At 46.7% G+C, this 13,995-nt stretch carries 12 protein-coding genes and 1 tRNA gene; 7 read left to right on the top strand and 6 right to left on the bottom strand.

The window, feature by feature from the left end; translation table 11 throughout:
- Positions 1 to 11 precede the first annotated feature (11 nt).
- The gene (locus ICL07_RS03300; protein ID WP_188086515.1) at positions 12 to 764 is read right to left on the bottom strand and encodes an acyl-CoA desaturase; all 753 of its coding nucleotides are present in this window, start codon (positions 762 to 764) and stop codon (positions 12 to 14) included.
- Between the two features lie 274 nt (positions 765 to 1,038).
- Between ICL07_RS03300 and ICL07_RS03295 the strand changes: the two genes are divergently transcribed.
- The 3 genes from ICL07_RS03295 (at position 1,039) to ICL07_RS03285 (ending at position 3,804) form a co-directional block, all read left to right on the top strand.
- Positions 1,039 to 1,278, top strand: coding sequence for an acyl carrier protein (locus tag ICL07_RS03295; protein ID WP_188086514.1), 240 nt, complete (start codon positions 1,039 to 1,041; stop codon positions 1,276 to 1,278).
- Positions 1,279 to 1,701: 423 nt separating this feature from the next.
- On the top strand, positions 1,702 to 2,997 hold the full coding sequence (locus tag ICL07_RS03290; RefSeq protein WP_188086513.1) for a DUF3108 domain-containing protein: 1,296 nt from the start codon (positions 1,702 to 1,704) through the stop codon (positions 2,995 to 2,997).
- Between the two features lie 126 nt (positions 2,998 to 3,123).
- Complete coding sequence (locus tag ICL07_RS03285) at positions 3,124 to 3,804, top strand: hypothetical protein (RefSeq protein ID WP_188086512.1); 681 nt, start codon at positions 3,124 to 3,126, stop codon at positions 3,802 to 3,804.
- A 20-nt stretch (positions 3,805 to 3,824) separates the two neighbouring features.
- Here the strand turns inward: ICL07_RS03285 and ICL07_RS03280 are convergent, their stop codons facing one another.
- The 5 genes from ICL07_RS03280 to ICL07_RS03260 all read right to left on the bottom strand — a co-directional run bounded on the left by ICL07_RS03280 (position 3,825) and on the right by ICL07_RS03260 (position 6,712).
- Positions 3,825 to 4,238, bottom strand: coding sequence for a VOC family protein (locus ICL07_RS03280; RefSeq protein WP_188086511.1), 414 nt, complete (start codon positions 4,236 to 4,238; stop codon positions 3,825 to 3,827).
- Between the two features lie 693 nt (positions 4,239 to 4,931).
- On the bottom strand, positions 4,932 to 5,612 hold the full coding sequence (locus ICL07_RS03275; protein ID WP_188086510.1) for a DUF7151 family protein: 681 nt from the start codon (positions 5,610 to 5,612) through the stop codon (positions 4,932 to 4,934).
- Between the two features lie 66 nt (positions 5,613 to 5,678).
- Positions 5,679 to 5,752 (bottom strand) — tRNA-Pro (locus ICL07_RS03270).
- A 184-nt stretch (positions 5,753 to 5,936) separates the two neighbouring features.
- On the bottom strand, positions 5,937 to 6,542 hold the full coding sequence (locus ICL07_RS03265; protein WP_188086509.1) for a DedA family protein: 606 nt from the start codon (positions 6,540 to 6,542) through the stop codon (positions 5,937 to 5,939).
- Positions 6,543 to 6,544: 2 nt separating this feature from the next.
- On the bottom strand, positions 6,545 to 6,712 hold the full coding sequence (locus ICL07_RS03260; RefSeq protein ID WP_188086508.1) for a phosphatidate cytidylyltransferase: 168 nt from the start codon (positions 6,710 to 6,712) through the stop codon (positions 6,545 to 6,547).
- A gap of 98 nt (positions 6,713 to 6,810) precedes the next feature.
- Between ICL07_RS03260 and ICL07_RS03255 the strand changes: the two genes are divergently transcribed.
- The 4 genes from ICL07_RS03255 (at position 6,811) to ICL07_RS03240 (ending at position 13,961) form a co-directional block, all read left to right on the top strand.
- Positions 6,811 to 7,422, top strand: a complete 612-nt coding sequence (locus ICL07_RS03255) for an RNA polymerase sigma factor (protein ID WP_188086507.1) — start codon at positions 6,811 to 6,813, stop codon at positions 7,420 to 7,422.
- Between the two features lie 68 nt (positions 7,423 to 7,490).
- Positions 7,491 to 8,507: a FecR family protein gene (locus ICL07_RS03250; protein WP_188086506.1), complete on the top strand. Its 1,017-nt coding sequence runs from the start codon at positions 7,491 to 7,493 to the stop codon at positions 8,505 to 8,507.
- A gap of 73 nt (positions 8,508 to 8,580) precedes the next feature.
- Positions 8,581 to 12,126: a SusC/RagA family TonB-linked outer membrane protein gene (locus ICL07_RS03245; RefSeq protein ID WP_188086505.1), complete on the top strand. Its 3,546-nt coding sequence runs from the start codon at positions 8,581 to 8,583 to the stop codon at positions 12,124 to 12,126.
- 26 nt (positions 12,127 to 12,152) lie between these two features.
- Positions 12,153 to 13,961, top strand: coding sequence for a RagB/SusD family nutrient uptake outer membrane protein (locus ICL07_RS03240; protein ID WP_188086504.1), 1,809 nt, complete (start codon positions 12,153 to 12,155; stop codon positions 13,959 to 13,961).
- Positions 13,962 to 13,995: the final 34 nt, after the last annotated feature.

Here is a 13,995-nt window from a genome sequence, read left to right as displayed (position 1 = left end):
TGTTGATATTTTCAGGAGATAGTCATCTGTTGCTTGGGAATGTAAGCCAATTTGATCACTTTCAAAGAATTGAGCAGTTTGATGATATAAAATACCGGATCAATCTCGAACCAGCGTTGTCCAAAATTAACGGAAGAAGGATGTTTATGGTGATTGTTGTGATAGGATTCGCCTAACATCAACACGTCAACGAACAATAGATTCATAGCGGTGTTCCGTAGTTTGAAATTAATGTAGCCATATTTGTGTGCAAACCAGTTAACAATCGCTCCGTGAAAAGCACCCATTGAAATCACGATCGGCAATAGTAAATACTGATAAGGATTGGTTGCGAAAACAATAAAGAAAAGGATATACCCTGCTACCCACATAAGCCTGGAAAAAGTACTGTTGGCGAACCTGTCAAAAGCGCCCCAATCAGGAAGGTTTTTGGTGTATCTGGCCTCTACTTCCACTTTATTGTGGAGTATCTGCTGATAGGCAGTTCTGGTTCCCCACATCATGGCGAATATATTTGACGAATTGGAAGGGGAATGGGGATCCAGTTCCGTGTCTGTATGCGCATGATGCAGCCTGTGCATGATGGCATAAGCCCTGGGACTCATATAAGAGGAGCCTTGCGTAATATAGGTGAAGATGAAGAAAAATTTTTCCCATCCTTTACTCATGGTAAAGGCCCCGTGTGCGGCATACCGGTGTTGAAAGAATGTTTGTGAAAATAGTGACAGATACCACAAAGCGGCAAAAAAAATAAAAATGGCCATACTTGAAATTTTGATAGAAGCGAGGAATAAATCTCAAATATGCCAGGAGAATAGATGGAAATATAAAGCGCTGTCCGGTAATATATTTAGTTCAGTTAAAAGTACTACTTTAATTGTTAACAAAGTGGTAAAAGGAAATAACCTCCTTTTTTCGCTTTCACGCACTGGATGAGCAATTTATGGGAATACGCCTATGATGCAGGTAACAGTGTTAAACCATTTGTAATCGGAAATGTTACTTTATCAGTTTTACACCTTCAAAAAACCATGACATATGAAAAACCCAATGGAATCCACCATTATCAGTGCCATCAGTGAAACCGCCGGTATCCCGGCAGGTAACATCTCTCCTGATCATTCTTTTCAGGATCTGGAGGGAATGAATTCCATCCTGGCTGTTCGGCTGATGTCCAGGCTGCAACAGAAGCTGGGGGTAGAGGCTAATCTGAACGACCTGAATCCCGGAATGACCATCAGTGAACTGGCCAATTATTTTGAAAATAAGCGTAAGTAGTTTTTACGAGGTATTGTCATCTCCCATTTTGAGGTAACATGCTCCGGTCTACTATTGAATCAAACGGAGCAGGGTATACGAAAACCGGGAGGTTTTTTATGTAAATTTGGAAAGATAATAGGGGCGGCCATTGCCGCTTTTGTAAAGCAGTTGCGGGGACACTGACATCATCCGTATGCATGTAAACTTATCAAGTGTTTTGCCGGAAATACCGGAAAAATTGAACGGATATAGCCCTTTATGACTTAAAATAGGCTAAAAGTGGTTATTTTCGTACCTGTTTGCAAAAAAGATATTCATTGTTTTTTAGAATACATTTACGAAACCAGCCATGTCTCAAATGCCTTTGAAAAATCACAACGATAGGAAAAAGGCCTTGGGGGAGGCTATTATTATCATTTGGTAAGAAAATATAAGTACTGCATGCAAATTTCATTGAAAGCAATATTGTTATTGATATTGCCGTTAGCCAGCTTCGCACAGAAAACCGTTGTACCCGGACACCCAGACATTAACACCTCCCGGTTAAAAACCGGCAAATCAATGTACCGGATTTACTATGTAAAAAATCAACAGTGGGAAAAGAAAGGAACTTTTGTCAACGACCTGACTATCTCGGGTAATGAGATCAAATTTGCAACGGACTACACCGACGAAAAAGATAAATGGTTTAAAAGCAGGGTATCTGTAGCCGATGCAAAAACGTTTAGCCCGGTTAGTTATAAGTATAAAGGTTTAAAAGGCTCGATCGATCTGACTTTCGGCAGTCAGGTTACCGGTCAGGACTTGACTGGTGGCAAAACCCACGCATTAAAGATAAAGGCCCCCGGAAAGTATTTTGATTTTAACGTATCAGAAATTCTTTTTACCACATTGCCCCTGGAAGCAGGGTATAAGGCGATGATACAGGAATTCTATTATGGTACCAGTGCTAGTCCCGACAGTGTGGTGTCCAATTACATCATCAAAGACGTAAAGAGTTATATCTTTTATTCGAATAAAACCGGTAAACATGAAAGCTGGTTGGTGAACGTACTGGAAGAGAGTACCGGAGCTGTGTATGCCTATATCATCGATAAGAAAGATCGCAGGATCTGGCAACGGGAGATGCCCGTAGGCGGCGGAACGGTAGAAATTTGTGTGGATGAGGAGCTGGACTATCAGCCTATTGCCAGCAAGTTCGACAAAGCGGAAAATCTGAGAAAAACAGAGAATGGGAACAGCGTTATTATGGGTGTTGCCTTCGCAAGGGATCACGCCGGTACCGGAAGACAGCTGGTGAATATCAACAGGGCACAGTTTGCGCCCAAAGGCACGGTGGTCTCTATTATTCCCAATTCAGCGTATCTCGAAGAATGGAAAGAAGTGAACCGGAAAATACGGAAACGCAAAAAGGTGTCCGAAGTACCCATTGATCCTAACGTTGCCGACTGTATTAAGAGAACGACCGTGTATGATGACAAAGGGCATTTTGAATTCACCAATCTGATGCCGGGAGAGTATATCTTATTCACTTCCTTTGGATATACGCACCGCTATTCTTACTCCTATTATGCAGGAACATCGAACCTGGTGCATCCAAGTGGAGCCGTATTGTCATCCACGCCTATTTATAATTCGGCCAATGGATCTTCCGGTGCAACAGCGGAAATAGAAACAACCGTGACCATCCGGAAAGATGGTGATAAATTGGATGTTAAACTGAAAGATGTGCGTTAAAGCCTGTCAAATAAAACACTACATAAAAAACTTCAACTGGTTTTCGGTTGAAGTTTTTTATTTTGTTTGATGCTGTATGCAGGGCAGCCGGAATGACTTCCTGATTTTATAGCTATCTTCGCCATTATGATAGATTTATCTCAGATCCGTTATGTCACGTCTTTTCAGGATCTTGTTGCCACGCCATTTCAGGGAGAAATCAACGCAATGTGCTGGGCGCGTAAACTAACAGGCGATTTTGGGGAGATTGTTCAAAAGATAAGGCAAAGCGGCAATATAACGGAAGTTGAACCTACGGAACTTCATGCACTTCAGTTGAGTGAACAAGGGCAGCTAGCCCGTGAAATACTGTTAAACGACCTGGAAACATTGAAAGCGCATGGAGCATCACCGGTGCTGAATCTGATCAATCACTATGATCAGGATGATACCTTTTTTCCGACTGATGTGTATTCCTATCACGTAGATCGCTCTCCTGTACCAACCGATACTTTTTTATGTACCTACTACGGTGAGCCCAGTGACATATTGCCCAATTCACAGGCCCAACAAAAAGTGCTTGTTCCGGAAATACGTGCTAAGCTCCAAAAACTATATGATGGACCAGCTGAAGGTTTTGACGTATTCTTAAGTGAACATTTCTTTGATCTGCACTATCAGGCTACTCCTGATGCACATCCGATCAGCTTAGGTCTGGGTAATCTATGGCGGCTTGCGGTAGACCATCCTGAAAGTAAGGTGCTTCCCTGTGTTCACCGGGCGCCCAGGGAAAAGCCCGGTGAGCGCAGGTTGTTGCTGATTTGTTGAAATAGTTCAGGAATTGATTATCAACTTTGCCATGGATCATACGAGCCGAAGGCCCACGTATAACCTTCAGGGTCTTTAACGGAATACCCTTTCCCACCATACGGTTTGTCTTCGAGTGGTAGGACAATGTTAGCCCCCTGTTGTTGTGAATGCTGATAGTGCTCGTCAATATCTTCCACAAAAACAATGATCTCTACTGTGCTGGCGCCCGTTTGTTGAGGCGATTTACACAAATCGGGATATCCGTAGTCTTCAGCAGAAGAAAGCATAACACCTCCATTACCCAAAACCAGATGCGCGTGAAGAATTTTTCCGTCTTCTCCGGGTATGACCAGCTTCTTTTTAAACCCAAAAGTCTGACAGAGCCATGCTATCATTTCGGGAGCATGATGATAGAGTAATCCGGGTGTAATTGTCGGGAAATTTCTATGCATGATCTACATTTGTTTTCTGATACGGATGATCATGTGAACGTATCGCATTATTAATAATCTGATATATTTTTGCCAACGCAGCCAGATTGGTTTTCTGAAGAAAGGTTATCAAAAATTCGGCCGGGCTGTCTTCTCCAATGAGCCTTGCATTCCATGTAAAGAAAGGAAAATAGATGGTAATAAAAAAGCCTTACAACTTCATGTTGTAAGGCCGCAGAAAATTTACCAACCGAATCGAATTAATAAACTGCCGTCAGACACAAGGGTTCTTTCAACCAGGAATCTTTTTTTCATCCATTGTCTCTTGTTTTTAAAGACTGCTTTCCAATTTGGATGATTGGTGAATTTTGACTTCTCTGGTTTATCTGTCCCGTCATCTTCATATAGAAAGTAGGGGAACGGCTTTTCGCAGCAGCCCCTATAGAAATTAGCGTGCCATTTGCAATATGGACAAATAGCGTAGATATTCTTTCTGATAAGATTATAGGTCCGGCGATGGTCAGTTTCTTTTAGAAGCGTTTGTTTTTTCACTTGTAAACACAATTGGTGTTACAAGGCATCAAATATCTTTTTCATAACAGATATTTAGGAGAGGATAATAGATAAAAATAAAAAAAGGATAGTTGAAAACTATCCTTTTTTTCGTCGGGACGACTAGATTCGAACTAGTATCCTTGTGCCCAATGCAAGAGATTATTTTCTGTATAAAATCATTATCACATCACCTGAAAAAGCAAAATCGCCGGGAATCATTCCCGAAACCTTAATGCCGAGATCAAATTCACTTTTAGGAAACACGGAATAGATATTATCAGAGGAAGAAAATTTAGCTGTCGCAGCGCTTGCAGAGGAAATTACAGCACTGTTGTTGATAGGAGCATTATCAGTGAAGTTGTACAGTTCTACTTTAGTTTTACTATTAACATCACCTCCGCTATTTCTTCCTCCCCACGGAGCAGCGAACATGATAATAGAATCTACGCCAGGATAGTTTTTTATGTTAAACCTGGGAAGCGCTATTGCAGTCTGTGTTACAGCAATAGGTACGGGATAGGTAACATAACTGGCAGACACTCCGCCCAATTTTAGTATGACTTGTTTGTCCGAAATAGCATTACTTCCATTACATACATAGTGAGTATTCTCAACCTCGCCGGCATCTAGAATGTTATTGCCATTTTTATCAATACCACTCTTCACAACCAAACCGCCGTTTTCACATTTTTCGCTTGGAGGAACAGTCTGTACATCTAGCAGACTTTTTAAGCCGATAGGACCTTCCGGGCCTTGGGTACCATCTTTTTTGCAGGAGAAAACCAACAAGGTGCCAACTGCTATTAATGCCGGAATGGTGGGATACTTGAATATTTTCATAGCTACAGTGGATTAAGGATAAATAATAAAAAGCCTGAGAAATTTTCTCAGGCTTTTTCTGTTTCGTCGGGACGACTAGATTCGAACTAGCGACCCCTTGCACCCCATGCAAGTGCGCTACCGGGCTGCGCTACGTCCCGAAACTTTTTCCGGTGTGTTTCCCGTTTGACGGGGATGCAAAAGTAGGTAATTATTTGATTTAAAAAAATATTGCGTTCACTTTTTTTGAAAAATCTCTGGTTAACTGGTTGGTTGTCTTTACAAAACAATGTACGAATAACGAATATTAATATAAATATAATTCATATTTAAGCTGATAAATAGCTATTTAGCTTTGGATGCTTTTAACAGCAACTTGCCTGCTTTCCGGATAAGGTAAACCGCGATAATCAACATCAACACTATAAAAATAATATGCTGTGTGAGATGTAACTTCTTCAAAAGCCTTGTCAGCTGTTGATGAAAGAAGATACCCAGTAACATATATACGACCGTATAAAACAGGGTGGCGGCGCCATTCACGAGGAAAAACAGCTTCCAGCGGATATGCGACAACGCGGCTATCACCGGACTGAAAAAACGCAACTGAGGTATCATGGCGGTGATCAATAACGTTCTGACGGCATGTTTCTTCAGCTGTTCCTGTACCCGGTCTACCAGTTGGGTATTGAGCTTGTCGAATAGTTTCTGTGTAAAATGACTACCCTTCATCGACAGATAAAACAGCGCATTATCCAGCGTCAATAGCCCTGCAAGCGCTGCCGCACCGCAAAGAAAAGGGTTAAGGCCGGTGTGTATTGCGATATACCCCGTACTCATCAGTGAAATCTCTTCCGGTATGGGCGTGAACTGCTCTATAATGGCAAACCAGAGGAAAACGCCCAGATAGGAGAGGTGTTCAATGTAAACCGCAATATTGGTGTATTCCATTTTTAGTCTTTCCTGGAACCCCTTGATATCAGGAAGATAATGAGTCCCACTACAATAGCTACGATAATAATACCGGTCCACACGCCGGCTTTAAAAATACCGCCAATCACTTCGCAGCTGCTCATCAATACTGCCATCATGGCAAACAAAAGATAGGTGAACTTTTTCATGGATACTTTTTAAATGAACGCGTTACATATCCCGTACCAAAAAATATTTGCATTTGTCAGAATAATTGCACAGCTTTAGTTAACTCAACCAAAATTGTATGAATACAGGGAAAGCAGTACGCGCGGACCTGAAAGTGGTGCCTTCCCATTCCTCACTTTGGGGACGCCTGCTGGAGGGAGATCGCCACGCCTTCGCTGAAATATATGAAGCCCATATCGATCACCTGTATCATTATGGCATGCATTTCTGCCGCGATCATGAAAGGGTCAACGATAATATCCAGGACCTGTTTCAGGACCTCTGGCTCACCCGGGAGCATCTCAGCCCCCAGGTGCAGCACATCCGTTATTACCTTATCAGTAGCCTGCGCCGTCGCCTGCTGCGCTCCCTGCAACGGGACCGCCGCTGGCAACACCGCGATTCCTGGGATGGCTTTGAGTTTGAATTCACCACACCCAAGGAAAACCAGCTGATCTTGGAAGAAACGGCCGCTGAACAAAAAAAACTACTGCAGGCCGCTCTCGCTAACCTCACCCGCCGCCAGCGGGAGGCCATCTATCTTCGCTTTTATCAGAACCTCAGCTACAACGAAGTGGCGGGCATCATGTCCATGCAGGTGGATTCTGTATATAATACCATCTCTAAAGCCATCGCTATCCTGAAGAAAAATCTCCCTTTCCCCTTGCTGCTATTGTTTTTAGGGAGATGAACACATTTTTTTTGAAAAAACTGATGAGAAAAGACCCACTTCCTGCTCTTTAGTAAAAAGACTGCCACTTGGCCCGTAAAGATTATTTATCATACACCGCCCGCGACTTTGCGTTGGACGAAGATTTCCAGCAATGGGTACTGCAACCGGCCACCCGGAATGTGTTCTGGGAACGATGGCTGCAACAGCACCCGGAAAAGGAAGCTGATATCCGCGAAGCCCGGCAACTGGTGCAAAACATACGCTTTACTCCGTATCAGCTCTCTGCAGGGCAGAAGGAAGCGCTGTGGGATGCGATCTGCGGCGGCCTGGAAGACGAAGCGCCATCGGCTCCTAAAACACGGTCAAACTGGTGGCAGCTCTGGAAATATGCGGCAGCGGTACTATTCGGCATGCTCATCGCCGGCGGCTGGTGGTGGTGGCAAACGGAACATACACCGGCTATCCTCAGCGCGCATACCCGCCTGGGAGAAGTGAAGACATTGTTGCTGCCCGATAGCTCGGAAGTAACACTCAACGCCAATTCCCGCCTGTTATACGCGGGAACCGACGGCAAGCCAAGAGAGGTATGGCTCGATGGGGAAGCCTTCTTCCATGTAAAACATACCCGCTCCAATCAAAAATTTATCGTTCATACCTATGACAACGTCAATGTGGAAGTGCTGGGCACTCAGTTTAATGTCAACAGCGCCGGCAAAGAAGTAGTGGTGGTACTGCAGCAGGGAAAGATATTATTGCATATCGAAGGCCATAACACCTCCCTCGCCCTGCAACCCGGAGAAATGGTGCGGTACAGCAAACAGGACGGCGATTTTACGAAAAGCAGCGTTAACGCCGACCAGTACGTGTCCTGGCATACAGGCCGCCTCACGATGGAGGATTATTCCCTGGCAGATGCTGCTGCCTTTATGGAACGGGTATTCGGCAAAACCATCATCGTACAGGATACCCAACTGCTGAAATATAAAGTATCAGGCTCTATGCCTATTGTCTATAATGCCGATACCATGCTGGTACAGCTGGAAAAGGTTTTCCGAATGAAATTCAACCAAAAAGGCGACGAAGTCTGGATTCAAAAGAAATAAAACCCGCGTAAAAGGCAGGCCACCTTTTACCCGAAAACCAAAGTCTAATTATTAATCGTCAAAACCCGTTCACATGAAAAGAGGTTTACGTGTGGCGTTATTGCCCTCTTTAGCCCTGTATTTCCTGTTTCAATCGGTTGCGGGCCAGGCACTGGCTGCCGGCAACCACTCCACGGCCGCTCTTAAAAAAACGAGCGACCAGCCTGACGAGTCTTCCCTGAAAGATGTACTGCACCTGATAGAAGAACGCTTCAACGTTTCTATTGCCTACAAAAGCAACCTGGTGAAAAGCAAACGGGTACAGGTAACCGTCACCAGCTGCCAGACAGCGGAAGAAGCGCTCCAAAAAGCATTGGCGCCATTTAACCTGCATTTCGAAAAACTCAGGGATCACTTTTACATGATCACGGAGAAAACACCGGTCCCCACGCCGGCAACGTCTTCAACTCTTCTGCAACACCGGCCGGTGAAAGGAACGGTAAAAGATGAAAAAGGTAATCCTATCGCGGGAGTAACCGTCCGCATCCCCGGTACCAGTATCGGCACCGTTACCAACGCTGACGGAGTGTACACCATCTCTGTTCCGGGTAAAAGCGATGACCAGCTGGAGGTGACTTTCATCGGTTTTGAAACACAGCGTATAGCCGTCGGCGATAGACAGCTGGTGAACTTCATCCTGAAAGAAGGGGCCAGCGCACTGAATGAAATCGTGGTGACCGGCTATACCACCCAGAAGAAAAAAGACCTCACCGGAGCGGTCGCGGTGGTGAACATCGAACAGCTGAACCGTCAACCGACGGCACAGGTGACTGAACAGCTGCAGGGACAAGCCTCCGGCGTTACGGTCATCGGTTCGGGACAGCCTGGGGAAGCGCCGCAAATAAGAATCCGCGGCGTGAATACCTTCGGCTCCAACTCACCCCTGTACGTGGTGGATGGGGTACCCACCACCGATATCGCTGACCTCAACCCCAACGATGTGGCCAGCCTTCAGGTACTGAAAGATGCCGGCGCTGCTTCTATCTACGGCGCCCGCGCTTCCAACGGCGTGATCGTAATCACCACCCGCAGAGGCTCCGGTAAAGTATCGGTGCATTACGACGGATACTACGGCCGCCAATACCCGAAAACCGGGAACGTCTGGAATACCCTCGATCCTGCTGAACAGGCACAGCTGCGCTGGATGGCCTATACCAACTCCGGCCTGAATCCGCATACGCCCCAGTATGGTAACGGCACTGCACCGGTCATCCCGGACTATATCACACCGGACGGCGCTAAAGAAGGCGATCCGGCGGTAGACCCTTCAAAGTATTATGTTAACCCCAACTTTACTGATCAGAACGACTATAACAATTTTTACCGCATCACCCGCGCCAACAAAACGGGTACCAACTGGTTCCGCGAAATCTTCCGGCCAGCTCCCATCACCAGCCACAACGTGGCGGTGAGCGGTGGGGGTGATCGTGGTAACTATCTCTTTTCCCTCAATTATTTTAATCAACAGGGTACTTTGCTGAACACCTATCTGAAAAGATATACCATCCGTTCCAATACCCAGTACAACATCACAGATCATATCAGAGTGGGGGAAAATCTCGCTTTTTCGATGACGGAAAACCCAGCTGTGGAAATTAACACCTCCGACGCGGCCATCGGCCACGCCATGCGCGAACAAAGCATCATACCGGTGTATGATATCAAAGGCAATTTTGCTGGCTCCTGGGGCGACGCCCTCGGAGATGCCAACAACCCGGTGGCAATGCAGGTGCGCACAAGAAACAACAAAGGCCTTAACACCCGTTTGTTTGGTAACATCTACGGAGAAGTGGACTTCCTGAAATACCTCACCTTCCGCACCAGCTTCGGTGGTGAGATCTATTCCGGGTGGTCCCACTCCTTCACTTACCCCCAGTATGAAAACAAGGAAAACAATACTTCCAATTCTTACACGGAAGGTTCCAACAACGGTCACAGCTGGACCTGGACCAACACGCTGACCTATCACCAAAACTTCAATAAAATCCATGACCTGAAAATTGTGGCAGGCACGGAAGCATTCGATAGCCGCAAACGCTCTGTCGGCGGTACTACGAAAGATTATTTTACATTCGATCCCAACTTCCCGGACCTCAGCACCGGTACGGGTACGCAAACAAACTACAGCAACCGCGAACAGGAAGGCCTGTACTCTCTGCTGGGCCGCGTAGACTACGCCTTCCGCGATAAATACCTGGTCAGCGCTACCATCCGCCGAGATGGATCTTCCAAATTCATCAATAACCGCTTCGGCTGGTTCCCCGCTGTCACTGCGGGCTGGCGCGTTTCAGAGGAAGCCTTTATGAAACCGCTCACCTGGATCAGCGACCTGAAAGTACGCGGTGGCTGGGGTATCATGGGCAACCAGTTAAACCTCAGCGTCAACAACGGGTACTTCCTCTATGGTGGCAAACGCAGCGCTACCTATTACGACCTGGCCGGTACCAATAACAGCCTCATGGCCGGTTTCTCAGGTATGCAGATCGGTAACCCAGACGCTAAATGGGAAAGCGATGTGAACGCCAACATCGGTATCGATGCGTCCCTGTTCAAAGGTGAACTGGACTTCTCTGTCGATTATTACCGCAAGGATATCAAAGACCTGCTCTATAACCCGGAACTGCCAGGCCTCGCCGGTACGGCCGCCCAGCCGTTTGTGAACATCGCGCAAATGAAAAACCATGGCTTCGATTTCTCCATCGGTTGGCATAAGGACCTCGGCAAAAAACTGAAGCTGAATATCAACGGTACCTTCACGACCTATAAAAATGAAATCATGAAGATCGCCGACGGGGTAGATTACTTCGATGCCGATGATGCCCGCCGCTTTGAAGGCAATAACATCATCCGTAACATGGTCGGTCAACCGGTATCTTCTTTCTTCGGTTACCAGATCGAAGGTTTCTGGAACAGTGCCCAGGAACTGACCGATGCCAACGACAAAGTGAAAAAAGCGACCAACGACCCGGACGCTTTTTACCAGGAGGGAGCAGGAGTAGGGCGCTTCCGCTATAAAGATGTGAACGGTGACGGCCGCATTACGCCGGAAGACCGTACCGTACTCGGCAATCCCAACCCGGACTTCACCTATGGCATCAATATCGGCGTGTCATACAAAAACTTCGACTTCAGCATTTTCCTGTTCGGCACACATGGCAACCAGATATGGAACAACGTACGCTGGTGGCGCGATTTCTATGCTTCGTTTGAAAGCGCCAAAAGCAAAACAGCCCTGTATGACTCCTGGCGCCCTGATCATATGAACGCTAAAGCACCTATACAGGAAGTAGATGGTTCTGTGAGCACACAAAGCGTTCCCAATTCCTACATGGTGGAAAACGGCGCTTACCTGCGCGCTAAAAACATGATGCTGGGATATACGCTGCCTGCCGGCTCCCTGTCACGTTTGCACATACAAAAATTCCGTGTATACGTTCAGGCAGCTAACCTGTTTACTATCACCAAATACTCCGGTATAGATCCTGAAATCGGCGGTTCCAACATCACCGACTTCGGCGTGGATGAAGGGGCTTACCCCAATCAACGCCAATTCCTCATCGGGGTGAACCTGGGTTTTTAATCGTTGCTTATTCTAAAAACACGACCATGAAAACATTGTATCATATACTGTTGGGCGCTTCTTTTACTACCTTACTCCTCGCAGGCTGCAGCAAGAGCTTCCTGGAGCGGGAGCCGCAATCTGCTTTACAGGAAGATGCCGTCACCAATAAAAAAGGCGTGAATACCCTGCTCATCGGCGCTTATGGTGCGCTGGACGGACAAGACTACGCAGACGGAGATATGAAAAACCTCTCCGGCGGCAGTGGTTACGCGGTGGCCCCCGATAACTGGATCTACGGCAGCGTGGCCGGTGGCGATGCGCACAAAGGCAGCGATCCCAGCGATGCGGCTTCTATCCTGCAGATCGTTACATTCGCCGCCAATTCCAGCAACGGCTTCTTCAACGATAAATGGCGCGTGGACTATGAAGGCATCCGCCGCTGTAATTTTACGTTGCATGTGCTGGCCAATGTAACAGACATGACACCAGCCGAAAAGGATGTTGTAGCCGGAGAAGCCCGCTTCCTGCGCGGACACTATTATTCCGATCTGAAGAAGATGTTTGATAAAGTGCCCTGGGTAGATGAAAATTCCGCCGACTATAAAAAGCTGGTGGTAAATGATTATAAAATACCGAATGATAAAGATGTATGGCCGATGATTGAAGCGGATTTTAAGTTTGCCGCCGATCACCTGCCTGAAACACAAAAAGAAGTAGGCAGGGCCAATAAATGGGCTGCGGTGGCTTATCTGGCTAAAACATTGTTGTACCAGGGCAAGTTTGCCGCTGCTATGCCCTTGTTTGAAGACGTGATCAATTCCGGCGTTACCACCAAAGGACTGAAATATGGCCTGATGGAACACTTCCACGATAACTTCGACGCATTTACAGAAAATAACAAGGAAGCGGTATTCTCCATACAATACAGTGCCAACGACGGTTCCGGCGGTACCGGCAATGCCAACCAGGGCGATATGCTCAACTACCCGTACAACGGACCTTTCAGCTGCTGCGGTTTTTATCAGCCTTCACAGGATCTGGTTAATTCCTTCCGCACCGATGATGATGGACTTCCTTACCTCGACGCTTTCAACCAGCACCCCGTGAAAAATGATATGGGTGTGCCGGATACCGTAGCCTTTACGCCGGATGCCGGTAATCTTGACCCGCGCCTGGACTGGACGGTAGGCCGCCGTGGTATTCCTTTCCTCGACTGGGGCCTCCATCCGGGCATGTCCTGGGTACGTAACCAGCAATCTGCCGGTCCATACGCTGCCCTCAAAAACGTATACATGCAGGTAAACCAGGATAAATTTTATGACGGTAACTCCTGGGCGCCCGGTAACGCTATCAACTACGTACTGATACGTTTTGCGGATGTACTCCTGATGGCCGCTGAATGCCAGGCTAATGCAGGTAGTCTCGACAAAGCGCAGGATTACGTGAATATGGTCCGCGAACGTGCCGCTAACCCTGTCGGCTGGGTGAAAGAATATATCAATCCGGATGACCCCATGGGCGGTTATACGGAAGACCCTGCGGCCAACTATCACATCAGCCCCTATCCGGCCGGCACTTTTGCCGGTAGCGGTAAAGACTACGCCCTCAAAGCCATCCGTTTTGAACGGAAGCTGGAACTGGCGATGGAAGGGCACCGCTTCTTCGACCTGGTAAGATGGGGACTGGCGCAGACAGAAATCAACCGCTACTTCAGCTACGAAAAAACAATCACTTCTGATATTGCTACCGGTAATTTCGGCGCACGGAATAAATTTTACCCTATTCCGCAACGCCAGATAGACCTTAGCGTGAAAGACGGTGCATCGGTGCTGAAACAAAATGCGGGATACTAGTATTTACGAATTTTTTGATTTACGATTTAGGGAT

It is taken from the genome of Chitinophaga qingshengii, assembly GCF_014529935.1.
Taxonomy (GTDB): Bacteria; Bacteroidota; Bacteroidia; order Chitinophagales; family Chitinophagaceae; genus Chitinophaga; species Chitinophaga qingshengii.
The sequence above is the reverse complement of the archived record's forward strand: the minus strand, read 5'-3'. Positions and strand labels throughout refer to the sequence as shown.